Genomic DNA, 26,832 nt, shown 5'->3' with positions numbered 1-26,832 from the left:
CGTAGGTCGGACTTCAGTCCGACGGCGACCGTTTTCCAGAGGGGATTTGTCGGACTGAAGTCCGACCTACGCAGAAGCACGCAGCTAGCAGCCCACGAACACTGACCCGAGACATTCCACCATGGCCCATATCTCCGATCTCATCGCCACCGACATCGAGCAGTACCTCAAGGCCCACGAGCACAAGAGTCTGCTGCGTTTCATCACCTGCGGCAGCGTGGACGACGGCAAGAGCACACTCATCGGCCGTCTGCTGTACGAATCCAAGATGCTGTTCGAAGACCAGCTCGCGGCGGTGGAAGCCGACTCGCGCAAGTGGGGCACCCAGGGCGAGCAGCTGGACTTTGCGCTGCTGGTCGACGGCCTCGCCGCCGAGCGCGAGCAGGGCATCACCATCGACGTGGCCTACCGCTTCTTCTCCACCGACCGGCGCAAATTCATCGTGGCCGACACCCCGGGGCACGAGCAATACACCCGCAACATGGTCACCGGTGCCTCCACCGCCGACGTGGCGGTGCTCATGGTCGATGCGCGCAAGGGCGTGCTCACCCAGACCCGGCGCCACAGCTACCTGGTGTCGCTGATCGGCATCCGCCACATCGTGGTGGCCGTCAACAAGATGGATCTGGTCGACTACAGCGAAAACACCTTCCGCAAGATCGTCGAGGATTTCCGCGACTTCGCTACGCAGATCGGCCTGGCGTCGGTCACCTTCATCCCCATGTCGGCGTTCAAGGGCGACAACATCATCGAGCCGAGCGACCGCATGCCCTGGTACCACGGCGCCACGCTCATGGCCTACCTGGAGACGGTGGAAGTCGATGAGACCCGTCTGCAGGCCCAGCCCTTCCGCCTGCCGGTGCAGTGGGTCAACCGGCCGAACCTCGATTTCCGTGGCTTTGCCGGCACGCTGGCCTCCGGCGTCGTCAAGGTGGGCGACCGTATCCGCGTGCAGCCCTCCGGCAAGGAAAGCTCGGTGGCGCGCATCGTCACCCGCGACGGCGACCTGCCCCAGGCCATCGCCGGCCAGTCGGTCACGCTCACGCTCAACGACGAGATCGACATCTCCCGCGGCGACGTCATCTCCACCATCGAGGCGCCGTGCAGTTCGGCCGACCAGTTCGAGGTCACGGTGGTGTGGATGCACGACGAGCCCATGTTCCCGGGCCGCCCCTACCTGCTCAAGATCGGCGCCAAGACGGTCATGGCCACGGTCACCGAGATCAAGTACCAGGTGAACGTGAACAACCTCGACCACATGGCGGCCAAGAAACTGGAACTGAACGGCATCGGCGTGTGCAACCTGAGCCTGGACCGCCAGATCGCCTTCGATGCCTACAAGGACAATCCCGACACCGGCGGCTTCATCCTCATCGACCGGCTCACCAACAACACCGTCGGCGCCGGCCTCATCCACTTCGCCCTGCGCCGTGCCCACAACATCCACATGCAGCATGTGGACGTGGACAAGGCTGCCCGCGGCGCCATCAAGGGCCAGAAGCCCTGCGTGCTGTGGCTCACCGGTCTGTCGGGTGCGGGCAAGTCCACCATCGCCAACCTGGTGGAGAAGAAACTGCACGCCATGGGCCGGCACACCTACCTGCTCGATGGCGACAACGTGCGCCACGGGCTCAACAAGGATCTGGGCTTCACCGATGCCGACCGGGTGGAGAACATCCGCCGCGTGGCCGAGGTCGCCCGGTTGATGGTCGACGCCGGCCTGATCGTGATCACCGCCTTCATCTCCCCGTTCCGCTCCGAGCGCCGCATGGCGCGCGCGCTGGTCGAAGAGGGCGAGTTCCTCGAGATCCACGTGGACACCCCGCTGGCCGTGGCCGAGGAGCGCGACCCCAAAGGCCTCTACAAGAAGGCCCGGCGCGGCGAACTGAAGAACTTCACCGGCATCGACTCGCCCTACGAGCCGCCGGAGGAACCGGAGGTGCGCGTGAGCACCGCCGAATGCTCGCCGGAAGAGGCGGCGGACCGGGTCGTCGAGGTGCTGGCTGCGCGGGGGCTGCTCGACGTCTGAGTGGCGGTGAGGGAGGCCCCGGCCGCCTCGAACGGGCGGGACCCGGGTTCAGGCGGACGCGGGCGCGATCGGGCGGGCGCGTTTCTTCAGAGCCTGGCGCGCACGTTCGATGTTCCGGTCCACGGTGACATTGATCGCATACGCCAGGCACGACACCACCACGGCCGCCACGAGCGCCGAGATCACCCCTTGCGGCGTTGCACCGTGCACCGGAGCGCCCCACAGCACCAGCGACACCGAGAGGCCGGCCAGGTAATGACCCAGATACATGGGATAGCTCAGGTCGCCGATACGCTTGTCGGATTGCCCCAGCCATCCGCCGCGTGGCCAGTCGCGCAGCTTGGCGATGATCAACGCGTGCAGTGCCATGTTCATGAAAAACAGCGGTTCGATGTAGGCGCGATGGTCCAGTTGGGCCGTGAGCGCCAGCGGGACGACCGCGAGGAGCCAGACCAGCGGGTGCCCGGGTATCCGGGCGACGAATTCACGCGTCGCGTCCCGATAGTGGAACAGGAGCGCGCCGATCGAGAACGGCAGCGACGCGGCGGGCAGGTAGGAATAGCGCGACTCGTGCCCGAGGCCCAGCGCATAGGTTGCCGCAAAGTAGCTGGCCGCGACGGCGAGCCAAAGCCAGGTGATGCGTCGCGAGCGCGAAACGCCCAAAGCGATCAGAACGTAGTGGATGAGTTCCAGCGTCAGGGCCCAGGTCGGGGGGGCCAGACGGGGCTCGACCCACTTGGGTGACAAGGCGGGGAAGATCAGCGACAGGTTGGCGAGGATATCGACGCCGCGAGTCGGCACGTAGATCGCGTCGTGATAGCTCCGGGTGAGCGGTTCTCCCTGCAGTACGATCAGCCCGAGGGTGAGCAGGCAGATGATCCAGTAGGTGGGAAACAGGCGCAGGAAGCGGTTGAGGAAGTAGGCCAAGCGGCCACGCGTCGTGTAGCCGTAGGTCTGGTGCATGATCGTGGTCATGAGGTAGCCGCTGAGCACGAAGAACCCATAGACCGCGAAGTGCCCGATCAGGGGGATGTCCGCCAGGTGCTGGAACAGCACGGCGAGGGCGAGAAGGGTGCGGTAGACGCCGAACAGGTGACTCTCCCAAGCAAATAGAGTGCATTTCACCTGTGTTGTATTGGAATGCGTACTTGCTCAGGGGCGCTTTCGTTACGATGATGTAAGTGGCTGTTTCTCCGGGTAACCTTGAGGAATGGCGCAATAGGGAACCCAAATCCACGGAATTCCCACGTCCGAAATGACGAAAGGCGCTTGTGCCGCGTGGGCGGTTGCTGAAGAAAACAGGGACGACGGCGTGATTCCCTGAAACACTTGGCTGACGCTCACTTCGGGCGAATGGCGCTCAGCGGGTTTGGGACAGCCACAACTCCATCATCGTGAGAATCCACACCAGTTCGCCGTAATAGCCGGGATGCTCGGGCAGCAACTCGCCGAGCAGGCGGTCGATGAAGCGCGGGTTCACGATGCCACGCCCCTTGAGCGCGTTCAGGGTGTCGTGAGACAGGTCGTGCAGGCCCTTGTGCTCGCAGGCCCAGACGCCGAAGGGCAGGCCGAAGCCATGTTTCTTCTTGGTGATGATGGCGTCTGGCAGGAAGTCGCGCAGTGCCTCCTTGAAGAACCAGCGCAGCTTGAAGCCGCGCAGCTTGTAGTCCAGTGGCAGGCTGAGCGAGAAGTCGAGCAGCGCATCGTCGAGCAGGGGGAATTCGACGCCCAGACCGGCCAGCTCGGTGGTGCCGAGGATCTTCGGCAGGTCATTGTCTTCGAGGGTGTATTTCCAGTCGAAGGCGAGCAGGCGGTTCAGGTCCGAGTCGGCATTGATCCGCTGCCAGACCGCCTCGTGAGCACGGGCGGGCGCGTTCTGGTCGATCTGTGCGAGAAAATCCGGTGCGAACACCTGGTCGGCACCAAGCCGCACCAGCAGGTTGTATTGGTGAATGCGGTGGGGCAGGGGCACCTTGGCCTGGTCCACGTAGCTGGCGGCCTTCTTGACGATGGGCAGCCGCTTGCTGATTGGTAGCGACAGCGCCGGCTCGAGCAAGGCATTGCGCAAGGCAGCGGGGACCCGGTCGTAAACGCCGAAGACGCGTTGCTTGGCATAGCGGGTGTTGCCGCCGAACAATTCATCGCCGCCATCGCCGGCCAGCAGTGTGTCGATACCGTCACGACGCGCCAGCGAGGCGCACAGCCAGGCAGGCGCGGCAGAGGAGTTGCCGAAGGGCTGGTCATAGTGGCGTGCGACCCTGGGAATGGCTTCGAGCAGGTCCTGCGGCGTTACATAGTATTCGTGGTGATTGGTGCCGAAATGCTTCGAGGCGATGCGGGCATATTCCATCTCGTCATAGCCGGAGGCATCGAAACCCATCGAATAGGTTTCGGCAGGGCGCCCGAGGACCTTCGTGAGCATCCCCGCGACCGTCGAGCTGTCGGTTCCGCCCGACAGAAAGGCGCCCACATGGCCCCGATCGGTGGCCTTGCGTACGGCCGCCTCGATGATGTCCATGAAGCGCGCCTTGGCTTCGCCGAAATCCATCTGGCGCGGCTCGGTGAACACCGGGCGCCACCAGGCGTCGACGCGCGGGGTGTCACCCTGCCATTCGAGCCGGTGTCCGCCCTCGAGCCGGGTGACGTCGGCAAAGATCGTCAGGGGCGACGGAATCATGTGGTGGAACAGGTAGGCGTAGACGGCGTCGGGCGACAGCGCGCTGTCCGTGTCGGCGACCAGATCGGCCCGGTCGCCGACGATCAGGCGGTCATGGCGTACCGCGAAGCACCAGGGGGCGGTACCGAAGCGGTCGGCGGCCAGAAACACGCTGCGTTCGCGGGTGTCGATGAAGGCGACACCGAAGCGGCCGTGGACCCGTTCGGGGGCCTGGGCACCATGGGCGCGGAAGAGTGCGAGCCAGTGGTCAGCCGGGGTGTGCAACGCGTCCCGCGTGCTGTCCGCCGGGAATTCGGGCCGTCCGCGCGCGATGCACACGAGGCCATCGGATTCGGCCACGGAAGCGGCCTGCGAGAGCCGTACTTCCGCGTGCGGCCATTCAAATCGTTCGGCAAGTGCCTGGGGGGGCGTGATCTGGTTCATGTCGAAGGCAAAAGGGGTTCAGACCAGGACTTCGGTGACGGCCGGGTGGCCGAGGAAGCGTTGCGGGCTGGCGGTGGCGCCGTAGGCGCCCGACTGGTAGACCACCACCAGGTCGCCCGGCCGGGCCTTGGGCAGCAGCATGCGATCGCCCAGGATGTCGAGCGGGGTGCACAGCGGGCCGACGACGTTGGCCAGCTCCAGTTCGGTATCGCTCATCCGGTTGCCGATGGCCACCGGATAGTTCTTGCGAATGACCTGGCCGAAGTTGCCCGAGGCCGACAGGTGATGATGCAGACCACCGTCGGTGACCAGGAAGACCTGGCCACGGGATTCCTTGCGGTCGAGCACGCGGCAGACATAGATGCCGGCTTCGCCCACCAGAAACCGTCCCAGTTCGATGCACAGTTCCGCCTGGGGGAAAACGGTCGCGGCCTCGTCGGCGATGCGGGCGAGATTGGCACCGATCGGAGCCAGATCGACGCGCTCGTTGCCCGGGAAATAGGGGATGCCGATGCCGCCGCCCAGGTTCAGCATGCGGATGGGGGTGCTCACATGGTCGGCCAGACGGCGTGCAAGGTCGAAGCAGTTGCGCTGCGCTTCGACGATGGCCTCGGCCTGCAGGTTCTGCGAGCCGGCAAACAGGTGAAAGCCCTCGATATGCAGGCCGAGCGTCTCGGTGCGCTGGATCACGGCGGGGATCTGCTCGGCGTCGATGCCGAACTGCTTGGGGCCGCCACCCATGCGCATCCCCGAGCTCTTGAGTTCGAAATCCGGGTTGACGCGCAGGGCGATCCGCGGTGTCCAGCCGGTCGATTCGGCGACAGCGGCCAGGGCCTCGATTTCCGACGGCGACTCGGCGTTGATCAAGACGCCGGCGGCGACCGCCTGACGCAGTTCCTCGACGCGTTTGCCCGGCCCGGCGAAGGAGATGTCGTGCGGGCTCATGCCGGTGTCGAGCGCCACTGCCAGTTCGCCCGCGGAGGCCACGTCGAGACCATCCACCAGCCCCGCCATGTGACCGACCAGCGCCGGCATGGGGTTTGCCTTGATCGCGTAGTGGAGCTTGACGGCGGTCGGCAGCGCCGCCCGCAGTTCGCCAACGCGTGCGTCCAGCAACTGTCGGTCGTAGGCGTAGAACGGTGTGCTGCCGACGCGTGCCGCCAGCCGTGTGAGCGGGATCCCGCCCACCAGAAGCTCGCCGTGTTCGACGCGGAACTGGTCCATGGGGACGTGGGCGGGCGGTGTTTTCGGGGAGTTCATGTCATTCACTGATCGATTCCGGGAGCGGACGTCTGGCCCGATACGTTCGCATGATGTCATTCCTGAGTCTGCGACGCATTCAACGATGCATGCGGATCGTGCAGCCATTGGCGGGCGATGGCGATCACTTCGCGCCGCGAGGCCACGGAGGAATAGGTCTGGTCGGCGTCGGGCATGTCGTGCCGGGCCAGATGGCGCGGCGTCGCCATGGCCTGTTGCCAGCTGGCATCGCTGCCGACCAGTTCGTCGAATTCCTTGCTCACCAGGCTGCGACCGCTCATGAGCAGGAGCACGTCGCCTCCGAAGCGGGACATGCCCAGACGCATGCGGGTGACGAAGGGCAAGTGGCGCTCGTCGCGCTGGGCCGGTCCGCCGGCGCTGGCTTTGTGAGCAGACAGGCGCTTGCGCGCTCTGGCCCAGAGGGCGCGGCCGATGGTCAGCAGCGCCGGGAAGGGGTTGTACTGGCCCCGCAGCAGCTTGAGCCAGAAGTCCTTGTCCCGGATACGTTTGGCGTAGTGATGCTTGACGGTGACCGCGTCGCCGGTCTCTTCGGTGTGCACCCACGGGTTGCCGACCATGAGCCCCGTCACCGCCGGATATTTCCAGGCATTGATCATGATGGCGGCTGCCGCGTCGCAGCCCCCCCACAGCACCACTTCCTTCATTTGCGGGACCCGTGAGAGAAACGCATCGATGGCGGCGCGCAAATCGGGCTCGACGTCCTGAAAGCCGCGGAAGGTGCCTTCGCTGTCGCCAAGACCGCGATAGTCGAACCGCAACACCGGGGTGCCGGCGGCGGCCAGCTGGCGCGCCAGCTGCACCTGCAGCCGGCCCACGCCGCCGCGATACTGGGGGCCGCCGGCGACAATGGCGACCACGCCCCGGGTCTTGATTTCTGCGGGCACGTGCATCATGCCGATCAGCTCGGCGCCGTCGCACTCGATCACGATCGGGGTTTCGGTCGCGCTCATTGGATCGCTCCGGCGACGGTGTCGAGCAGCGCGAGCGTCGCGGTTTCCAGTTGCGGCGCCTCGGCCCGCTCATGCAGTTGCCAGATCATCGGGCAGGCGACGGACTCGACATGGACCCGCCCGCCGGCTTCTCCGAGCGTGTCGATGAGCTTGCGGCTCGGCAGGGCGAGGGCCTGGCCGGCCTTGGCGACGACCTCGAGCCAGCAGACCGGGACCTGTGCCAGATGTTCGACAGAGGCGTCCATCCGCAGCGATCCGAGCTGCCCGGCAAGGCGTCCGGTGAGCGGATAGCCGGCGATTTCGAGGGTTTCCCCGGCATTGAGGCGATTGCGCAGGGTGTCGCCGGTTTCCTTCTCGCCTTCGGTGAACATCTGCGCGGCGATTCGCAGGCGCAGGTGCTGGTTCAGGAACAGTTTGCCGTCGAGCACGGGTTGCCAGAAGAGCACTTGCTGCAGCGGTGGTGTGTCGCCACTCGCCACGAGCTCGGCAGCGAGCAGGGCGCCGGTGCGTATCCCCCAGAGGGTCAGGGGGGCGCTGGTTTCGGCCACCAGCCAGCGTGCCGCTTCGAGGGCGTCGAGCCGCCAGGCGTCCCAGTCGGCGTCGGTGATCTCGCCCTCGCTCTCCCCCGTTCCGTACGGGTCGAGGATGAGCGTGTGGTACCCGCGGGCAGCCAGCGCGCGTGCCTGGCTGACCACGTGAGACCGGCAGCGATTCATCTCCTCGGCAAACGGGGGCAGGTAGAGCAGGGCGCCGGTGATGGGCCCGGTCGGGACGATCTGGAGTGTGAACAGGCGCCGGCCATTGAGGTCGAGGAACATCGGGCGGGCGGTGGAGACTCTGGCATTCTGCTCAGACATGGTTCCGGGCGATTCGAAGGCGTGTACAGGGGCGTTCATAGCGTCGAGGCTCGGGCGCTGCCGGCAATGAGGCGGCCGCGATGCTGTGTGTAGGCGGCTTCGGCGGCGTCCATCTGTGCGTCGCTGAGCACGATATCCGAGTAATCGCTCTTGGCGCGGTTGACCTTGCCCGATTTCAGGCGGCTGGAGTGATCGCCGGTGTTGCCCTGGCCGGTGTTGGAAAACGTATCGTATTCCGAGGGAATCGGGGTGTCGAAGCCAAGCCATTCCGACAGGGCGGCGAGCGTCGTGTCGGTGCGTTCGATCAGGCATTCGGCATCAAGGTAGAAGTAGCGGGGACCGAGCTCCCGCGCCATGCGGGCGAGGGATTCGAGTCGATCCACATAGTAGCGGGTGGCGCCTTCGGGTGTCGCTTCGGGCAACTGGGGGTTGCGCTTGCGATAAAGGGCCACCAGGCTCTTGATGGACTGTTCCGGCGCGCGCAGCATGACGAGGGTCCGGCTGTTCGGGCGGGCCAGGATCGACGGCGCCACATGGTGGCCGTCGTGGAGCACCTTGTCGAACATCCAGTGCGCACCCGGCTTCACGGAATGGGTCTTGAAATGAAGCAGCTTCTGCCGCCACAGGCTCTTCCACCCGTAGTAGCCGATGTGCATTTCGTAGTAGCCCTCCACCTGCGGATGGCTGCCGATCAGGTGGCCGAAAAGGCTGGTGTTGGCGCGCATGTGGCTCAGCAGGAAGATATTCCGATGGTGCAGGATGAGCTCGGGATTGGTCAGCAGGGCCGAAAAGAACGACATAAACCGATGTCCTGTCAGGGGTCCTGGGGGCGAAGCAGCAGGCGGACGCCCGATGCGAGCGTATAGGCCAGCCACTTGAATGTGAACGAAACGAGCAGTGCTTCGCGCATGTAGAAGAAGGCTTCGCGAGGTTTGCCCGCCTGCATGAGCAGGTGGGCCATGTTCTTGAGTTCGTAGCCCTTCGCCCGGCGCGCGTAAGCGCGCATGGCGGCATGTTTGCCGAATGCGATGGCCTTGTCGCAGATTCGGAACTGGATGACCTTCTTCTCGATCAGGCTCACGGCCGTGGAGACATTGTCGGCCCGTTTCGGATTGGGGATGTGGTGCTGGGCAATCACGGCCGGATGGTAGAGCATGTACTCGGCGGCATCGATGGCGCGCAGATATACATCCCGGTCGTTCTCGTAGCGCAGCGATTCGTCCATGCCGCCGATGGCTTCGAAGAAGGCTCGACGGTAGACGGTACAGTTCAGATGCGCAAAGCCCGTGCGTTGCAGGAGATGCTCGAGGCGGACGGGGTAGTTGCCGAGGGCGTCGGGCGAGGTATCGATACGCGCTTCCAGACCGGAGATCCAGAGCCCGCCGGGATGCGCCTGTCCGTCCGGGAACACGGCGCGCTGATCGGTGAAATACAGATCGATGGGACGGGTGCTGGCGGCAACGCTGTCGCGCACCCGGCGCAGATGGTCCGGATCGATCCACAGGTCGTCGTCGTCGAGGAAGCACAGATAGGTGCCACGGGCGCTCGCGGCGCCCACGTTGCGCGAGTAGGCCGGTCCGTGGCCCTTGGCCCGGTGCGGCAGATAGATGAATCGGACGCGCGCATCGTAACGCGCTTCCATGGTGCGATAGGCGTCCAGCTGCTCGCCGCTGGAGCCATCGTTGACGATGATGACCTCGAAATCGTCGATCGTCTGCTCGAACACGGATTGCAGCGTGCGTTCGAACAGGGCTGCGCGATCCCGCGTCGGGATGATGATGCTGAAGGTGGGCGAAAGATTCGCGTCGGTCATGGCTCAGTGTCCTGTGCCGGAAGGCGGGGCGGGATGATCCTGGGGAAACCAGGCGTCCACCGATCGGATCACCTGTTCGCACACGCCCTGGTAGATTTCCGGCGCGAGACCGTAGGGGTCGGGGATCTCGACCTGATCGGGGGAATGCGCGCCAGCGGCGCCGAGCAGGAAGGTCTTGTCCGCCACCTGCGGATAGCTGGCCAGCAGCCGGTCGATGTGGGCCTGTTCCATGGCCAGGATCAGATCGGCCGAGGCCACCATGCGGGCGTCGAGCGTGTGCGAGCGCCAGGCGCTCAGATCGACGTGCCGGACTGCGGCCGTTGATACCATGACCGGATCCGCCGGGCGGCCGTCCTGAGGATGGAAACCGGCCGACATGAGTGTCATCGACTCACCGTTGCGCCGGGCGGCGTAGGCATGCGCCAGGGCGCTCCGGTTGATGTTGCCGTAGCACAGGAACAGGACGGATCGCACCGGTTCTCGGCGTTGCCGCGCCCGTTGCAGTTGCCGCTTCAGCTGCCGGCGGTCATGGAGCCGCCCGGTAACCCGTTGGAGCTGTTTGTGCACGATCCGACCGATGTCCACCAGACCGGGACGGGGGTCGCGCAGGGACTGCACATCGAAATGGTGGCGAGGCGAGAAGACCAGCGCCCAGTCCCGAAGCACTTCTTTCCAGCCGGGAATGTTGACCAGCGACGTTGGTGCGTTGCGGCGCAGGACGTGTTCCGTCCAGTCAACATCGCGGCCCAACTGGCGACACACCACGCCCTCTCGGGCCGGCGGGCGTTCGGCGATTTGGCCTTCGCACAGCAGCTCGTACAGCATGCAGGGGAAATCTGCGCCGGCGGCGATGGCCAGGGGCAGGGAACCCCAGAACCGGCCGTTGATTTCCATGAGGCGGAACTGGCCGGTCTGCGGTGCGTACTTGAACTCGACCATGGCGACCCCGTGCCAATTCAGGGCCTTGGCCAAGGCCCGGGCGGCCTCGAACAGGGCCGGGACGATGGCTTCGCTGCAACGCAGGCTGCTGCCGCCGCCGGTGAGCGGGACTTCATGCAGGCGGCGATGCTGGAAGGCGAAGCGCACCTCGCCCCGATCGGCGATCAACTCGATGCCGACGCCATCGCCACGGAAGTACTCCTGCAAGATCACGCCGCCATGGTTGAGGGCGTGTTTCACCCGCTTTTCGAGTTCGTCGCGATCCTGGGCATAGCTGACCGTGAGCTGGACGCCACTGCCGTTGCCATGGCCGACCGAGCGCGAGGGCTTGATCACCAGGGGATAACCCAGTGCGGCCTCGGCCCGGTCCAGATCGTCCAGAGAAGTGACCGGGACCGATGCCGGAACGGCAATCCCAAGCGATTCGGCCAGGGCGACCGTGCGTTCCTTGTCCAGGACCTGCTCGAGTGCCTCGCTCGGTGCCATGGCGATGCGACGATCGTCCAGTTTGGCGCGGTGGTGCAGCAGCGGCACCAGCGTCCGCTCGGTGACCGGAAGGATCAGCGCGTACGCCTCGCGCTCGATCTGCGTCTCGATCCAGCGGATGAATCCGGCCTCTTCCTTGAGTGGGTCCGGATAGCGGGCACAGCTGCGCGTGTGACGGGAACTGGCACAGATGGGGTGCTCGGCGGCGCTGGCAACGTCCACGTGCAACCCGGATCGACCCAACGAGCGGACGATCGACAGTGCGGAGGCCTGATCGCCGTCGAGGACGAGGACGGAGTTCGATGGGCGGAGGGGTGCAAGGGTTGGTTCCACGTCCGGAGTCTCTATTCAGCGACCCGGCAGCAGCCCTTTGCGGGCGAGCAGATCGATCACGATGGCTTCCAGTCCGTTGGGGCGGCCGGAGACACGCCAGATGGCCAGGGAACAGGTGCCGTAGATCACGGCGCCGACGCCCGCGCAGGCAAACAGCGTAACCACGGGCGGGGTGTGGAGCATGCCTACGAGCGGCAGGGTCGCTGCGGCCATGGCCGCGCTGGCGAGCAGCGGACGCACGTAGGTGCCGAGATAGCGGGACATCGGCGTGTCGATGCGTCGGGTGCAGTGATAGGACAGGAACAGGATCTCGACGGCGGACAGGGTGATCTTGGTGCCGATGAGCCCGGCGATGCCCCCAATCTCGAACGCCGGATAGATGGCCAGGAGGAAGACCGTGCTGCGCACGATCCCACTGCGTGCCGAAATGACCTGGAGCCCGGTCATCGCCATGAAGCGGTTCAGGTTCTCGACGATGGAATAGCACAGGTAGAACAGCCCGAACAATCCGAGGATCGGCGCCGCGTCCGTCCATTGTGCGCCCAGTACCACCTGGGTCAGCGGTCGCGAGAGCACGAAGACGCCCACCGCGGCCGGGACCAACAGGGCGATGAAGGCCGACTGCGAAGCGAGAAAGGCGGCACGCAGCCGGGATTGTTCGTCCTGGAGCTTGGCATAGCCCGGAATCAGGGCGGTGCCGACAGCGCCGACCAGCTCGTTGGTGATCATCGAGGCGAGGCTGCCGCCGACGCTGAAGAAACCCAGTTGCTCTTTCGAAATCCAGCCGGAGAGCGCGAACCGGTCGGTGGCGGCGAACAGTTGCCGGCTGATGGCGGAGATGACGATCCATTTGGAAAAACGCCACAACTTGCCGGCGCCTTCGAGCCGCAGCCGCGGGCGGAAGGGGCACATCAGATAGCTGAACAGGGTCTGATAGACGTTGAGCATGACCGCGCCGATCACGATCGCCCAGTAGGAACGCAGCCACAGGGCCACCGCAATACTGGTGATGACGCCAAGAATGCGCGGATACAGCTTGATGCGGAACAGGCGGTCGAACTGAAGTTCCTTCTGGAACTGCACCATGCCGACGTTTTCCGCGCCCCGGATCATGAGCCCGGCGCCAATCAGCGCGCTGATGGCGACGATGTCGCCCTCGTCGGCGTAGTGGGCCACGAGGGGCGAGGCCGCAATGAGGGCCAGCCCGAAGAGGATGCCCTTGAGCAGGCGCATGGTCCACGCGGTGTCGAAATCGTCGCGAGTCGCGTCCTTTTCTCGTATCAGCGCCAGATCGAAGCCGAACTCGAAGAACCCGTCCATGATGGCCACGACGGCAGTCACCGCCGCGACGACGCCGAAATCCTCCGGCATGAGGACGCGTGCCAGCACCATGGTGCTGATCAAGCCAAGCAGACGATGGACCCAGCGGGTGGCGATCATCCACAAGGCGCTGTGAACAACCTTGTCTTTCAGCGAGGATTCAGGTGCTTGGGTGGCGGGCATGCCTGGGCTTCAAGGTAAGGAGCGCGCAGGATACCGCAACTATCCATACGCAATTGTGATGTCGGACACAGATGACGTGGTGCGCACTGGGCGACCATTGCACCCCGGATATCCGCCGCATCGTCCGGAGCAGGAGCGTATGACATGCGCGGCTATGGGACAATGCCCGAACATGAATGAACTCGAAGGATGACGATGGGCCGCTTGCTGCATGAACTGGTCTTCGATAGCGCCACACGCACTCCGCATGCGCCGGCGCTGAAATATCGTACCGAGCAACTGACCTATGCCGAGCTGGCCACCGAAATTCGGAACACGGCCGGTGCGTTTCGCGAGCTCGGGGTCCGGCGGGGCGAGCGGGTGGCCGTGTGGATGGAAAAACGGATCGAGACAGTGGTGGCCCTCTTTGGCGCCAACGCTGCCGGCGCGGTGTTCGTTCCGGTCAACCCGCTGCTCAAACCGGAGCAGGTGGTGCACATCATGCGCGATTGCGATGTGCGCCTGCTGGTGACCACCGCCGAGCGGATCGGGTTGATGGCGCCCGTGTTGGCGCAGTGTCCTGCGCTTAAGGACGTCATGATCGTCGGGGATGCCCCGGTCGAGGTGGAAGCGGCATTCGTCAGTCGCTGGTCTGCAAGGTCCGGTGCCGAGCCCGGTGCCAATCACGCTGTCGATGCGGACATGGCGGCGATTCTGTATACCTCGGGGAGTACCGGCAAACCCAAGGGCGTGGTGCTGTCGCATCGAAACATCGTCGAAGGTGCCCGGAGCGTGGCCGAGTACCTCGAGAACACGAGTGAAGATCGTATTCTTTCCGTGTTGCCGTTGAGCTTCGACTACGGCCTGAATCAGATCACCACCAGCTTCCTCGTCGGTGCCTGCGCGGTGCTGATCAACTATCTGATGCCGCGGGACGTGGTCAATGCCGTCAAAAAGGAGCGCATCACGGGGCTGGCGGCGGTACCGCCGCTGTGGATCCAGCTCTCTCAGCTCGAGTGGCCGGAGGGGCTCGACGCCCACCTGCGGTATTTCACCAACTCCGGCGGACACATGCCCCGAACGACGCTCGACGCCTTGCGCCAGCGCCTGCCGAAGGCCCGCCCCTATCTGATGTACGGACTCACCGAAGCGTTCCGGTCCACGTATCTGCCGCCGGATGAGGTCGACCGCCGGCCCGATTCCATGGGCAAGGCGATCCCCAACGCGGAAATTCTGGTGGTCCGCCCGGACGGTACCTTGTGCGATCCGGACGAGCCGGGTGAGCTGGTACATCGTGGCGTGCATGTGTCGCTCGGTTATTGGAACGATCCGGGGCGCACCGCTGAAAGATTCAAACCGGCACCTGGCCGTCCTCACGGCATTCCGACGCCCGAGCTGGCGGTTTTCTCGGGGGATACGGTGCGCCGCGACGCCGACGGCTTCCTTTACTTCATCGGCCGCCAGGACGAGATGATCAAGACCTCGGGCTATCGGGTGAGCCCGACGGAAGTGGAGGAGGTGCTATACGGCTTTGAGGGCATTCGGGAGGTGGTGGCCGTGGGTGCGCCGCATCCGACACTCGGGCAGGCGGTGGTGCTCATCGTCATGGTCGAGCCAGGGGAAGACGATCTGGAATCACGCCTGCTTCTGGCTTGCCGCCAGCAACTACCGGCGTTCATGGTGCCGGCGAAGGTGATCTGTTTCGATCGGCCACTGCCGCGAAATCCCAATGGCAAGGTGGATCGGCGACAGTTGGCCGATTCCGTGGTGGATTTGTTTGCCGAGGCATCCCAATTGAAATAGGATGCCCCCGTCCGCGACATCGTTGCGGCATCGCGAGCATGAACGGCCGATGGCTGGATGGATGGAGATTCGAGTTGGATATCAAGAACGAAGTACTGGAAATCCTGGATGAGGCGCTCGGCCTCAATGGTCGGGCACAGACCTTTTCCCTGGACACCCCGCTGCTGGGCGCCTTGCCGGAACTCGACTCGATGGCCGTTGTTGCGGTCATCAATCTCATGGAAGAGCGTCTCGGGGTGTATGTCGATGACGATGAAATTGACGGCGCCACGTTCGCGTCCGTGGGGACGCTGGTCGATTTCGTTCAGTCCAAGGTGGGTTGAGTTGATGGCATATGCGATAAGAACGAACCCTATCCGTGGTTTAGCTCACTGGTTGTTCACCGGCTGTATGGCTGCGGCGGGAGTGTCGCACGTCATCAGTGCGCAAGCTGCGAACGGCCTTCCCGCCTACTGTGGCGAGCTGACAAATCACTATGGTCCGTTTGATTATCGTATTGATAAAGCGAAATTGCCGATCGTCGAGCAGTATCACTTTGGGCCGGATGTGGAAAGTCTTTCTCCAAATGAGAAAAACCCGGGGGGGCAGCTGGCGTATACGCTCAAGGCATTTCCCAATCATCCTCGAGCGTTAATGACGTTGATTCGATTGGGCGAACAGACTGGAACAGAAAAGCCGAGTCATTTGCCCTACTCAATCAAATGCTTTGTCCTTAGGGCAGAGGTTTTTGCGCCGGACGATTCCATGGTGAAGCTGATCGCTGGCTTGTACTACCTAAAGCATCGAAATGCTAAATTGGCCATACAGCGCTTTGAAGAGGCAGAGAAGCTCGGCAGTGCCAACGCGAACCTTTATTACAATCTGGGCCTGGCCTACCTCGAGGTCGGAGACAACGAGAAAGCGCTGGAAAACGCGCACAAGGCGTATGCGGAAGGGTTTCCGCTACCCGGCCTGCGAAACCGCCTCGAGCGCGCGGGCGTCTGGCGGGACGCCACTACCGCCACGGCGCAGGAATCGAAGAAAGAGTGATCACCGGCTCTTGATCATCGTACCGACCCCATGGTCGGTGAGGATCTCGAGCAGCAGGCAGTGTTCCACACGCCCGTCGATGATGTGGACCGAGTTCACGCCGCTGCGCGCCGCGTCCAGGGCGGAGCCGATCTTCGGTAGCATGCCGCCCGACAGTGTCCCGTCGGCGACCAGATCGTCGATGTCTTTCGGGGTGAGTCCCGTCAGCAGCTTGCCTTGCTGGTCCAGCACCCCCGGGGTGTTGGTGAGCAGGACGAGCTTTTCCGCCCGGAGGATTTCGGCCAGCTTGCCGGCGACCACGTCGGCGTTGATGTTGTAGGTCTCGCCATCCTCGCCGACCCCGATGGGGGCGATGACGGGGATGAAGTCCCCCTGGTCGAGAAACGCGATCAGGCTCGGGTCCACCTGGGTGATCTCACCGACCTGGCCCACATCGACCACGTCTCCCGGCGGCGCGTCCTTCTTCTGCATGAGCAGCTTCTTGGCGCGAATGAAGCGGGCGTCCTTGCCGGTGAGGCCGACGGCCTTGCCGCCGTGCTGGTTGATGAGATTGACGATTTCCTTGTTCACCTGGCCGCCCAGCACCATCTCGACCACTTCCATGGTCTCGGCGTCGGTGACCCGCATGCCCTGGATGAATTCCCCTTTCTTGCCGACGCGCTGCAGCAGGTTCTCGATCTGCGGGCCGCCGCCATGCACGACGACCGGGTTCATGCCGACGAGCTTGAGCAGCACCACGTCGCGGGCGAAGCAGTCCTTGAGCTTGGGGTCGGTCATGGCGTTGCCGCCATATTTGATGACGATGGTCTTGTCGAAGAAGCGCTTGATGTAGGGCAGGGCTTCGGCGAGGATTTCGGCCTTGCGGGCGGGGGTGACGGTTTCGGTGCTCATGACATCGGCTCGATGAATGAAGTGGCAATTTTATCCGGCCAGGCCGGTCACGCAAAGTCGGGCGCGTTCACGGCCAGGGCGGTGGGTGCTGGAGCGCGCCGGCCCGGTGGGGCGTGCCCGGCGGCAGGGGATGGGTGCCGATCGGCGGCGTGAGCTGGTGCTCCGGGCGCAGGGAGTCCGCCGCGGGCTCGAGCACGGGGGCGTCGAGCCAGTAGGCGGTCGCGGCAGGGCGCCCATCATCGAACGCATTTTGTGGAACGAAGGCGTTGTCACGGACGATGGCATCCGGGCCGAGCTCGAGACGCTGCGAGCCGACGAACAGGTTGGCCTCGATGCGGACCTGGGGGCGTGCGTCGGGCGGCGCGTCTACATGCACGGCCGGCCCCAGGCCGTTGCGGCTGATCAGGGTGTTGTGGACCACGGTGAGCCGGTTGACCGGCCAGATGGCGCCTTCGGCCCCGTAGCGCAGGAGGATGCGATTTGTCGTGTGTGCCGACTGGCCGATGATGTTGCCGGTCACCGTGGCGCGGCCGCTGTTGGGAAATTCCAGTTCGTAGCTGGCGCGCCCGGTCGGGCCGTCGTCGATCAGGTTGTCGGTGATGAGGCTCTCGCGTGCCCGGCTCTTGACCAGATGGGCGTTGAAACCGTTGCTCAGGTGGCTGCCGGACAGCTCGAAGCGGCCGATCTGGCCGACGTAGAGCAGATGGTGCAGGCTGCCCGGGTGATGGGGCGCCTGGCCGAACACGCTGTCTTCCACGCGCAGGCGGGCGGTGGGGGTGTTGCCGGTCAGGATGCCGTTTTCGTTGTCCAGGAAGCGGCAGCGGCGAATGCGCAGGTCGCCGCGTTCGAAGCGGATGCCGGCACCGTTGCCGTCGGGGACGCGCGCGCCGCGAAATTCGATGTTTTCAATGACGATCGTGCCGCCGCGGACGACCCAGATCGCCTTGCCTTCGGCCGACCGGCCCGCCGCCTCGAGCACCACACCGGGGCCGAGACCGCGAATGCGCAGATGGCGTTGCGTCCACACCGCCACATCGCCCCGGTAGATGCCGGGCGCGATGTCGATGATGTCGCCGTCGCGGGCGATGCGTGCGGCGTCCCGGATGTGCTTGATCGGGCCGTTCGGGCCGACGCGCAGCGTGTCCGCACAGGCGGGCGCCGCGATCAAGGCGCAGGCGAGCAGCAGGCGGCGAAACGGCATCGGTGCACGGCTCCGGCGTCGAGAGGGTAAAGAAAAAGGCGACGCCTCGAGGCGTCGCCCTTCGTTCGGCTGGGAACGAGCTTACTCGATCGTCAGCCGTTTCGCCTGCACCTCGACCTTCTTGGGCAGTTGCAACTCGAGCACCCCGTCGGTGAACTTGGCGCTGGAGCGCGACTCGTCGATGTCCTGGCCCAGCTGGAAGCTGCGCGACACCTTGCCGTAATAGCGCTCGGTGCGCAGGACGCGTTCGCCGTCCTTCTGCTCCTTGCTTTCCTTGCGCTCGGCGCTGATGGAGAGCACGGGGCCGTCGATGTGCACATGGATGTCATCCTTGGCGACACCGGGCAGTTCGGCATGCACGGTATAGCTGTCGGGGTTCTCCTTCACGTCCACCCGCATCTGCGGCGCTTCGGCGTTGCCGCCGAACTCGACCGGACGAACGAAGAAACCACGGAACAGATCCTCGAAGGGATCGCGGCGAATGATGTTGCTCATGAGATCCTCCTTCACTGGCGTATCAGAGTTGCCTGATACGGATGTAGTGTCGGCCGGCGGAATTTCAAGAGCGCGCGATTGCGGTCCTGTCAGCGTATCGGATCGGCTGGCTGAGCCAGGATCAGGCGCATCAGGTCGCGATTGGTCCACGACCAGGCCCGGTCGATCGCCTTGTGCAGCGGCAGCCACTCGGCGGCGTCGTGCTCGCCCGGGGCGAGGCGCACGTCGCAGGGCGCAGGCAGCTGCAGGCTGAAGGCGTGCTCGGTGTTGAAACGGACGCCGGGGGCGTAGCGGGCGGCCCATTTGGGGGGGATCGGAAAACGGTTCTGCAACTGCCAGTCATGCAGATCGGCGGAGGCGGCGATCAGGCCGGTTTCTTCGGCCAGCTCTCGCACCGCCGCCTCGTGTGGCGTCTCCCCGGGTTCGAGACTGCCGGTGATCGACTGCCAGAAGCGGGTGGGCGGCTGGCGGCGCAGCAGCAGGGTGTGGCCGGTTCGGGTATGGACGACCACGAGTACCGAGACGGGGCGCTTGTCGGGGGACATGTCAGGGTTCCCCGGCCAGCAGGCGCGGGTCGACGAGGACATGAAACGGCCGTCCGGCGCGCTGCCAGTGGTGGCAGGTGGACCGGAGGATATCCATCAGGATCTCCGCATCCTGGCGTGAGGCGGCCGTCCCGGAGACCAGGACCAGCATGGCGCCGTCGGGGCGCCAGGACAGGTCGTGGAGGCATTCCTCGAGTGCGTCCCAGTTGTGGCCGAACCAGCGGGGCATGCCGAAGGCCTGCGCGAAGGCGTCGAGGATGGCGGGTTTGGATGCCGCTTCGCCAAGGGGCACGTCGACCCGATGTGGCGCCAGCGAATCCGGATGCGTATGGCGGGCCGGCCAGACGGCTGCAGGGGCCGATGTGACGGCGTTGTCGCCGGCCAGCACCGCGGCGATGAAGCGATCGGTGTCGGCGTTCATGGACGCTCCGGAATGCGGATGAAACTGCGATAGTGGTCGGGGGTGTAGTAGAACACGTCGGGGGGGTGGCCGCCGGTGACGATGCGGCGTGCGCCGCGACTGTGCTCTCCGGGGGTGGGCACCGTGTATTCGCGGTAGTCGCCGCGGGGTCGGGGCGGCAGGCGCCGTTCGCGATTCTGGAACACGCTGCCGTCCTGTGGGTGGGGGAAGGGGCCACCGCGTTCGATCAGGGCGATGACTTCGCCCGCTTCCCGGGGCAGTCCGCGCAGATCGAGTCGGTGTGTCGGCGATAGGGAAGGCGTCTGCGCCCGCTCGATGCGAGCGACCGGTGCCGGTGCGCTGTGGTCGGCGTCGACACCGCAGCCGGCCAGCATGGTCAGGCTGGCGAAGAGAAGGGATCCGAGGCGTTGGATTGGGGTCACGGTCGCACCCGAAGCGGTCGGATGCCCAGTGTATCAAGCGTCGCTCAGACGTGAACGCCCCCGATACCGAACTTGACCTGCAGCTTGCGATGCAGGTCGATCAGCGCAGGCAGCCGCGCATTGGCGGGGTCGAGACGCCGGACGCGTTCGATCAGGGAGCGGGCCTGGGCAGAGAATTTTTCGTTCCAGCCGCAGTTCTCGATGTGACGCAGCAGGGCGAGGGCGGCATTGAACAGCACATGGGTGTTGTTCGGCATCTTGTTGACCGCGTTGAGCATCTCCTCGACCGCACCGTCGAAGTCGCCCGCCTTGGCTTTTTCGGCACCGGTCGCCACCAGGCTGCGCACCTCGTCGTGAACCTGTTTTTGCAGGCTCTGCGCGAGTTCCGCATGTCCGCGGGACTTGAGCATTTGCTGGGTCTTGTCCACCGCGCGCGGGTTTTCCGCGGTGCGCATGATGTCGAGCACCACGTCCTTGCCGGCATCTTCCAGACCATTGTCGAAACAGGCGCGCGCCAGTTCCTGCTTGAGCCCGAGGGAGACCTTGCCCAGGCGGCGGGACTCGCCCAGCGCCACCTCGATGGCCGCGCGTGCCTTGTCGGCGTCGCCCACCTGGGTGTGCAGCATGGCCGAGGACAATGCGGTACACATGCGTCCGCCCTCGGTACTGCCCATGGACTTGTCCAGATCCCGCAAGGTGGCGGCGGCCGCTTCGAGATTGCCGGTGCCGATCTGGGCCTGTACCAGCCAGACGTGGTCCTCCGGGTCGCGGAAATCGGAATACTTGCCCTTGCGAACCACTTCGGCGAGCACCGATTCGGCGGTCGTGGCGTCGCCCATGTCGAGGGCGATGCCGCCGAGGCGGCGCAGGCGGCTCAGGCGGTGCGGCGACACGGCCCGGGCCTGCAGCAGGACATCGCGGGCCTGTTCCAGCTCACCGGCGGCTTCACGGGTGCGCGCGAGCCAGTCGTAGGCGTCGATGAAGTGCTCGTTTTCTTCGACCAGTTCGGTCAGCAGTTCCTCCGCCTGGGCGAAACGCTGCTTCATGTACAAGGCCTTGGCCAGGCCCAGCCGCGCCCAGGGCACGGCGCGCAGCTCCAGTACCTGGGTGTACAGTGCCTCCGCTTCGTCGGCTTCTCCGGCGGCCACATGCAGCTCGGCGCGCAGACGCATGAAGTCGATCTGGTACTGGGGGTGGGTGGCTTCGGCCTCGATGCAGGCAGCGATGGCCGCGGGGGTGTCGTCCGCCTCGATGAGCTTGTAGATGGGCAGGAACGCGGCGCGCTTGACCACTGCGCGAGAGATCCGCGTGAACAAGGCGTCGGCGGCGAAGGGCTTGAGCAGGTAGTCGTTCGGTGCCAGTTCTGCGGCCGAGACGACTTTTTCGTACTGGCGCTCGCCCGTGACCATGATGAACAGCGTGCGCAGCGGGATGATGTGGTTGTGACGCAGATCCTCGAGCAGGTGCTGGCCGTCCTGACCGTCACCGATGTGGTACTCGCACAAGATGAGGTCGAAGCTCATCTCGCGCAGCTTGCGCACCGCGGCGCCGGCGGAAACGGCCATCTGGATCTTCTGAATGCCCACCTCCGCAAGCATGTTACGCAGCTGCGTACGCATGTTGGGGTGGGCTTCGATCAGCAGCGCGGAGATGGAGGACAGGTCGGCCATTCAGTGTGGATCGCCAGGGGCATTAGATCCTTTTTCGGCCGGGCACGGCCCAATCTTGAATCGGGCAGCCAAGAAAAAGGCGGCTCGCGCCGCCTTTTTCCTCAGTCCTTCTCGACTTCGACCGCTGTCTCTACCTTCTTGCGCAGGCGGATGTGCAGATCGCGCAGCTGGTTGTCGTCCACTTCGCCCGGGGCGTCGGTCAGCAGGCACTGGGCGCGCTGGGTCTTGGGGAAGGCGATGACGTCGCGAATCGAATCGGCGCCGGTCATGAGGGTGACCACACGGTCGAGGCCGAAGGCGAGACCGCCGTGGGGCGGTGCGCCGTACTTGAGCGCATCGAGCAGGAAGCCGAACTTCAGCTGTGCCTCTTCGGCGTCGATGTTGAGGGCGCGGAACACCTTTTCCTGAACGTCGGCGCGGTGGATACGCACCGAGCCGCCGCCGATTTCCCAGCCGTTGAGGGCGATGTCGTAGGCCTTGGCCAGGCACTTGCCCGGATCGGATTCGAGCAGGTCCACATGCTCGTCCTTGGGCGAGGTGAACGGGTGATGGCAGGCCGTCCACCGCTTGTCGTCCTCGTCATACTCGAACATCGGGAAGTCGGTGACCCACACCGGCATCCAGTCGGCTCCGTTCATGTGGCCCTTTTCATGTCCGATCTTGACGCGCAGCGCGCCGAGGGCGTCGTTGACCACCTTGGCGCTGTCGGCGCCGAAGAACATCAGGTCGCCGTCCTTGGCACCCGAGCGCTCGACGATGGCCGCCAGGGCTTCGTCGGAGAGGTTCTTGACGATGGGCGACTGCATGCCGTCGCGGCCCTTGGCCACGTCGTTGAACTTGATCCATGCCAGCCCCTTGGCGCCGTAGATGCCGACGAACTTGGTGTACTCGTCGATCTCGCCGCGCGACAGCTCGCCACCGCCCGGGATGAGCAGGCCGGCAACCCGACCACCGCTGGTGGCCGGGCCGGAAAACACCTTGAAGGCTACGTCCCGCATCACGTCGGTCAGTTCGGTGAATTCCAGCGTGACCCGCAGGTCGGGCTTGTCGGAGCCGAAGCGCGCCATGGCTTCGGCGTAGGGCATGCGCGGGAACGGGTCGGGCAGCTGAACCTCCAGCGCTTCGGCGAAGACAGTGCGGATGAGCGATTCCATCAGCTGCATGATGGCGTCTTCGCCCATGAAGGAGGTCTCGATATCGACCTGGGTGAATTCCGGCTGGCGGTCGGCACGCAGGTCTTCATCGCGGAAGCACTTGGTGATCTGGTAGTAGCGGTCGAAGCCGGCCACCATCAGCAATTGCTTGAACAGCTGCGGCGACTGGGGCAAGGCGAAGAACTGCCCCGGGTGGACGCGCGAGGGCACCAGGTAATCTCGGGCGCCTTCGGGGGTGCTCTTGGTGAGCATCGGCGTTTCCACGTCGACGAAGCCGTTGGCGTCGAGGAAGCGACGGAAGGCCATGCTGACCTTGTAGCGCAGCATCAGGTTGCGCTGCATGTGCGGACGACGCAGGTCGATGACCCGGTGGGACAGGCGCGTGGTCTCCGAGAGGTTCTCGTCGTCGAGCTGGAACGGCGGGGTCACGGAGGGGTTCAGCACCTCGATCTGGTGGCACAACACCTCGATCTCTCCGGAGGTGAGGCTGGTGTTCTCGGTACCGGCGGGGCGCCGCCGCACCTTGCCGGTGATCTTGAGGACGAATTCGTTGCGCACCGATTCGGCGGTGGCGAACATCTCGGGGCGGTCCGGGTCGCACACGACCTGTACCAGGCCTTCCCGGTCGCGCAGGTCGACGAAGATCACGCCGCCATGGTCGCGTCGGCGGTGCACCCAGCCGCAGAGGGTCACCATCTGGTCGAGGTCGGCAGCCGTCACATGGCCGCAGTAGTGAGTTCGCATGAGTCCTGTTTCCGTCTTGATATCGGGGCAACCGATCGGTTGCCAGTTGCCTATTCGGCGGGCGCCGGCATGGCCACGGGCGCGACGCTGGTGCGTTTGCCCGGGGCGACGACGCCCATGGAAATGATGTACTTGAGCGCTTCGTCGACGCTCATGTCCAGTTCGATCACGTCCGCGCGCGGGACCATCAGGAAGAACCCCGAGGTGGGGTTGGGCGTGGTCGGCACGTAGATGCTGACGAAATCCCCGGGCAGATGACGCGCCGCGTCACCGCCCGGCCGCCCCGTCAGGAAGGCGATCGTCCAGCTGCCCTGGCGCGGGTATTGCACCAGCAGCGCCTTGCGGAAGGCCTGGCTGGAGCTCGAGAAAAGCGTGTCTGAGACCTGCTTGACGCCGTAGTAAATCGACTTCACCACCGGGATGCGTGCCAGGATCGCTTCCCACAGCTGCACGATGCGCTGGCCCAGCACGTTGGCACCGATCAGGCCGGTGACCAACACGATCAGCAGGGTGATCGCCACGCCTGCGCCCGGGATGTTGACGCCCAGCACGGCGCGTGGCTGCCACGCCTCCGGGATCCACAACAGGATGCGATCGAGGGTGCCGACGATCCAGGCCAGCACCATGAAGGTGATGACCAGCGGGATCCAGATCAGCAGCCCGGTGATGAAGTATTTTTTCATTCAGCGCTCAGTGGCAGGCGCAGTTGCCGCCACAGGCGCCGCCGCTGTCGCTTTCGGCCGCCGGCTTGGAAGCGGCGGCCGTGCTGGTTCCGCCTTTGAAATCGGTGGCGTACCAGCCCGACCCCTTGAGCTGGAAGCCGGCTGCGGTGAGCTGTTTCGCGTAGGTCGGTTTGCCGCAGGACGGGCAGTCGGTCAGCGGCGCATCACTCATCTTTTGCAGATGCTCTTTTTCAAAGCCGCAATCGGCACAGCGATAAGCGTAGATAGGCATGACAAGCTCCAAAAATCAAGCGCATAAGTCTAGCGCATCGGCGATACGCGCGAAAGCCGACGCCCCTTGCAAATGAGGAGTTTGGAGCGCTTTTGCGGAATTAAAGGTGCTGCAGGTACTGCTCGGTGAGCGTCTGTCCGAAAAACAGCGCAATGAGCCCCGCTGCGGCCAGATAAGGGCCGAACGGAATCGGTTGGTTCCGGTCGTGCCGCGAGAACACGATCAGGCCGATGCCGACCACCGCGCCGACGACGGAAGAGAGCAGGATGGTCAGGGGCAGCATCTGCCAGCCTAGCCAGGCGCCGATCGCCGCCAGGAGCTTGAAGTCACCGTAACCCATGCCTTCCTTGCCGGTCAGCAGGCGGAAGGCGTGGAAGACGAGCCACAGGCTCAGGTAGCCGGCGATGGCGCCGATGACGGCATCCGGCAGGGTGGCGAAGGTCGTGTTCAGGTTGAAGATCAGGCCCAGCCAGACCAGTGGCAGGGTGATGCTGTCCGGCAGCAGCTGGGTGTCGAGGTCGATGAAGGTCAGCGCCAGCAGCGCCCAGATGAGGCACAGGGCGCCCGCAATGGCCAGGGGGTCGGCGAAATGCCAGGCGGCCGCGCCAGAGAGCGTCGCGCACAGCGCCTCGATCAGAGGGTAGCGCCGGCCGATCGGCGCCGCGCAATGCCGGCATTTGCCGCGCAGCAGCAGGAAGCTCACCACCGGGATGTTGTCGAAGGCGGCGATCGCGGTGCCGCAATGCGGGCAGCGCGAACGCGGCACCGCCAGATTGAAGCGGTCGACCGCGTCGACCGCTTCGCCACGGAATTCGGCCGCCTGAGCCGCCCACTCGCGCTCCATCATGAGGGGCAGGCGATGAATAACGACGTTCAGGAAGCTGCCGACGAACAGGCCGAGCAGTGTGCACCCGGCGATGAGAGCGAGGGAGTTTTCCAGCAAGGGGCGGTTCCGGAAGCGAGGGTTGTGGGCGGGGTTGTCAGACGACCTGGCCGAGTTTGAAGATCGGCAGATACATGGCGACCACCAGACCGCCGATGACGGTGCCGAGGAAAACCATGATCATGGGTTCGAGCAGCTGGGAAAGCCCGGCGACCGCATCGTCGACCTCCTGCTCGAAGAAATCCGCCACCTTGCTGAGCATGCTGTCGAGCTGGCCCGACTCCTCGCCGATGGACACCATCTGGATCACCATGGTGGGGAAAACCTTGGCCCCCTGCATGGCGACGGTAAGGCTCGTGCCAGTGCTGACGTCGGACTGGATCTGCTTGGTGGCCGTCTTGTAGACATGGTTGCCCGAGGCGCCGCCCACCGAATCCAGGGCTTCGACCAGGGGGACGCCGGCGGCGAACATGGTCGACAAGGTGCGCGTCCATCGGGCGATGGTGGCCTTGCGGATCACATCTCCGATGACCGGGACCTGCAGGATCAATCGATCCAGGCTGTTCTGTGCCTTCTCGCTGCGTTTGTACGCCATTGACAGGGTTACAATAATGGCTGCGAGGCCACCGAAGACGATATACCAGTTGGCGACGAAGTAGTCCGACATGGCAATCACGAGTAGTGTGGGCGCAGGAAGATCTGCACCAAAACTGGTAAACACCTCCTTGAACTGCGGAATGACGAACAGCATCATCACGGTCACGACGATGCCGGCCACCACGACCACGGCGGTTGGATAGAACAGCGCCGACTTGATCTTGCTCTTGATGGCGAGGATCTTTTCTTTGTAGCTCGCTAGCCGATCAAGGAGGTTGTCCAGAATCCCGGCCTGCTCGCCCGCCGCGACCAGGTTGCAGAACAGCGCATCGAAATGGACCGGGTGCTTGCGGAAGGCCTGGGACAGGCTGGCGCCGGTTTCCACGTCGCTGCGAATGTCGTTGAGCAGTCGGCCGAGCGAGGGGTTGCCCGCGCCCTTGATGCCGATGTCGAAGGCCTGGAGCAGTGGGACACCGGATTTCATCATGGTGGCCATCTGGCGGGTGAACAGGGCGATGTCCTTGTCAGTGATGCGCCGGCCGCGGGCGAGCTTGCGTTTCTTGACCTTGGTCACCATCACGCCCTGGCGGCGCAGGGTGGCCTGGACCACGGCTTCGCCCCCGGCGCGCATCTCGCCGCGGATGATCTTGCCTTTCTTGTCCTTGCCCTCCCAGTCGTAGAGCGCTTCCTTGACAGTGGTTGCGGGGCGGCGAGCGGTGCGGGTCGCGGTAGCCATGGTCTTGTCTGCCTTGA

25 protein-coding genes are annotated in these 26,832 nt (G+C 64.7%); 4 read left to right on the top strand and 21 right to left on the bottom strand.

What is annotated here, in order from left to right; translation table 11 throughout:
* Positions 1–121: 121 nt before the first annotated feature.
* On the top strand, positions 122–2,029 hold the full coding sequence (cysN, locus tag G3580_RS13360; RefSeq protein ID WP_173766269.1) for a sulfate adenylyltransferase subunit CysN: 1,908 nt from the start codon (positions 122–124) through the stop codon (positions 2,027–2,029).
* A 48-nt stretch (positions 2,030–2,077) separates the two neighbouring features.
* Here cysN and G3580_RS13355 read toward each other — a convergent pair whose 3' ends face one another.
* From G3580_RS13355 to G3580_RS13315, 9 genes are all read right to left on the bottom strand, one after another.
* A complete protein-coding gene (locus tag G3580_RS13355; RefSeq protein ID WP_173766267.1) occupies positions 2,078–3,154 on the bottom strand; it encodes an acyltransferase family protein in 1,077 nt (358 codons plus the stop codon).
* 235 nt (positions 3,155–3,389) lie between these two features.
* A complete protein-coding gene (locus tag G3580_RS13350; protein ID WP_228720666.1) occupies positions 3,390–5,045 on the bottom strand; it encodes an asparagine synthetase B family protein in 1,656 nt (551 codons plus the stop codon).
* Positions 5,046–5,147: 102 nt separating this feature from the next.
* Positions 5,148–6,389 (bottom strand): pyridoxal-dependent decarboxylase, exosortase A system-associated, encoded by a 1,242-nt coding sequence (locus G3580_RS13345; protein ID WP_228720665.1) that lies wholly within the window; start codon positions 6,387–6,389, stop codon positions 5,148–5,150.
* A 56-nt stretch (positions 6,390–6,445) separates the two neighbouring features.
* Complete coding sequence (locus G3580_RS13340; RefSeq protein WP_173766263.1) at positions 6,446–7,360, bottom strand: hydrolase 1, exosortase A system-associated; 915 nt, start codon at positions 7,358–7,360, stop codon at positions 6,446–6,448.
* Positions 7,357–8,217, bottom strand: a complete 861-nt coding sequence (locus tag G3580_RS13335) for a hydrolase 2, exosortase A system-associated (protein ID WP_173766261.1) — start codon at positions 8,215–8,217, stop codon at positions 7,357–7,359. The genes G3580_RS13340 and G3580_RS13335 overlap by 4 nt, the downstream gene beginning before the upstream one ends.
* 35 nt (positions 8,218–8,252) lie before the next feature.
* Positions 8,253–9,017: a sulfotransferase family protein gene (locus G3580_RS13330; protein ID WP_173766259.1), complete on the bottom strand. Its 765-nt coding sequence runs from the start codon at positions 9,015–9,017 to the stop codon at positions 8,253–8,255.
* Positions 9,018–9,031: 14 nt separating this feature from the next.
* On the bottom strand, positions 9,032–10,030 hold the full coding sequence (locus G3580_RS13325; RefSeq protein WP_173766258.1) for a glycosyltransferase family 2 protein: 999 nt from the start codon (positions 10,028–10,030) through the stop codon (positions 9,032–9,034).
* A gap of 3 nt (positions 10,031–10,033) precedes the next feature.
* Positions 10,034–11,677: an arsenate reductase/protein-tyrosine-phosphatase family protein gene (locus G3580_RS13320; protein WP_173766256.1), complete on the bottom strand. Its 1,644-nt coding sequence runs from the start codon at positions 11,675–11,677 to the stop codon at positions 10,034–10,036.
* Positions 11,678–11,803: 126 nt separating this feature from the next.
* A complete protein-coding gene (locus G3580_RS13315) occupies positions 11,804–13,291 on the bottom strand; it encodes an oligosaccharide flippase family protein (RefSeq protein WP_173766254.1) in 1,488 nt (495 codons plus the stop codon).
* Positions 13,292–13,480: 189 nt separating this feature from the next.
* On the opposite strand from G3580_RS13315, the gene G3580_RS13310 reads away from it, so the two are divergent.
* The 3 genes from G3580_RS13310 to G3580_RS13300 all read left to right on the top strand — a co-directional run bounded on the left by G3580_RS13310 (position 13,481) and on the right by G3580_RS13300 (position 16,102).
* A complete protein-coding gene (locus tag G3580_RS13310) occupies positions 13,481–15,073 on the top strand; it encodes an acyl-CoA ligase (AMP-forming), exosortase A system-associated (RefSeq protein WP_217424498.1) in 1,593 nt (530 codons plus the stop codon).
* Between the two features lie 74 nt (positions 15,074–15,147).
* Complete coding sequence (locus G3580_RS13305) at positions 15,148–15,396, top strand: acyl carrier protein (protein WP_217424497.1); 249 nt, start codon at positions 15,148–15,150, stop codon at positions 15,394–15,396.
* Positions 15,397–15,400: 4 nt separating this feature from the next.
* The gene (locus tag G3580_RS13300; RefSeq protein ID WP_173766249.1) at positions 15,401–16,102 is read left to right on the top strand and encodes a tetratricopeptide repeat protein; all 702 of its coding nucleotides are present in this window, start codon (positions 15,401–15,403) and stop codon (positions 16,100–16,102) included.
* Here the strand turns inward: G3580_RS13300 and argB are convergent, their stop codons facing one another.
* From argB to G3580_RS13240, 12 genes are all read right to left on the bottom strand, one after another.
* Positions 16,103–16,993: an acetylglutamate kinase gene (gene argB / locus G3580_RS13295; protein WP_173766247.1), complete on the bottom strand. Its 891-nt coding sequence runs from the start codon at positions 16,991–16,993 to the stop codon at positions 16,103–16,105.
* Positions 16,994–17,060: 67 nt separating this feature from the next.
* Positions 17,061–18,194 (bottom strand): right-handed parallel beta-helix repeat-containing protein, encoded by a 1,134-nt coding sequence (locus G3580_RS13290; protein ID WP_173766245.1) that lies wholly within the window; start codon positions 18,192–18,194, stop codon positions 17,061–17,063.
* An 81-nt stretch (positions 18,195–18,275) separates the two neighbouring features.
* Positions 18,276–18,689 (bottom strand): Hsp20/alpha crystallin family protein, encoded by a 414-nt coding sequence (locus tag G3580_RS13285; RefSeq protein WP_173766243.1) that lies wholly within the window; start codon positions 18,687–18,689, stop codon positions 18,276–18,278.
* A gap of 89 nt (positions 18,690–18,778) precedes the next feature.
* A complete protein-coding gene (gene nudB, locus G3580_RS13280) occupies positions 18,779–19,234 on the bottom strand; it encodes a dihydroneopterin triphosphate diphosphatase (protein ID WP_173766241.1) in 456 nt (151 codons plus the stop codon).
* A 1-nt stretch (position 19,235) separates the two neighbouring features.
* Entirely contained in the window at positions 19,236–19,655 is a 420-nt protein-coding gene (locus G3580_RS13275; protein WP_173766239.1) for a barstar family protein, read from the bottom strand.
* Positions 19,652–20,077, bottom strand: a complete 426-nt coding sequence (locus tag G3580_RS13270; protein ID WP_228720664.1) for a ribonuclease domain-containing protein — start codon at positions 20,075–20,077, stop codon at positions 19,652–19,654. Before G3580_RS13270 ends, G3580_RS13275 begins: the two co-directional genes overlap by 4 nt.
* Positions 20,078–20,121: 44 nt before the next feature.
* Entirely contained in the window at positions 20,122–21,747 is a 1,626-nt protein-coding gene (locus G3580_RS13265) for a response regulator (protein ID WP_173766237.1), read from the bottom strand.
* Positions 21,748–21,848: 101 nt separating this feature from the next.
* Entirely contained in the window at positions 21,849–23,645 is a 1,797-nt protein-coding gene (gene aspS / locus G3580_RS13260) for an aspartate--tRNA ligase (RefSeq protein WP_173766235.1), read from the bottom strand.
* A 50-nt stretch (positions 23,646–23,695) separates the two neighbouring features.
* Positions 23,696–24,328, bottom strand: a complete 633-nt coding sequence (locus tag G3580_RS13255) for a DUF502 domain-containing protein (RefSeq protein ID WP_173766233.1) — start codon at positions 24,326–24,328, stop codon at positions 23,696–23,698.
* Between the two features lie 7 nt (positions 24,329–24,335).
* The gene (locus G3580_RS13250; RefSeq protein WP_173766231.1) at positions 24,336–24,599 is read right to left on the bottom strand and encodes an FmdB family zinc ribbon protein; all 264 of its coding nucleotides are present in this window, start codon (positions 24,597–24,599) and stop codon (positions 24,336–24,338) included.
* Between the two features lie 100 nt (positions 24,600–24,699).
* On the bottom strand, positions 24,700–25,542 hold the full coding sequence (locus G3580_RS13245; RefSeq protein ID WP_228720663.1) for a prepilin peptidase: 843 nt from the start codon (positions 25,540–25,542) through the stop codon (positions 24,700–24,702).
* Between the two features lie 37 nt (positions 25,543–25,579).
* Positions 25,580–26,815, bottom strand: coding sequence for a type II secretion system F family protein (locus tag G3580_RS13240; protein WP_173766229.1), 1,236 nt, complete (start codon positions 26,813–26,815; stop codon positions 25,580–25,582).
* Between the last annotated feature and the right edge of the window lie 17 nt (positions 26,816–26,832).

The sequence above is a fragment of the Nitrogeniibacter mangrovi genome (assembly GCF_010983895.1).
Classification (GTDB): Bacteria; Pseudomonadota; Gammaproteobacteria; order Burkholderiales; family Rhodocyclaceae; genus Nitrogeniibacter; species Nitrogeniibacter mangrovi.
This window is presented reverse-complemented; position numbering and strand designations above follow the sequence as displayed.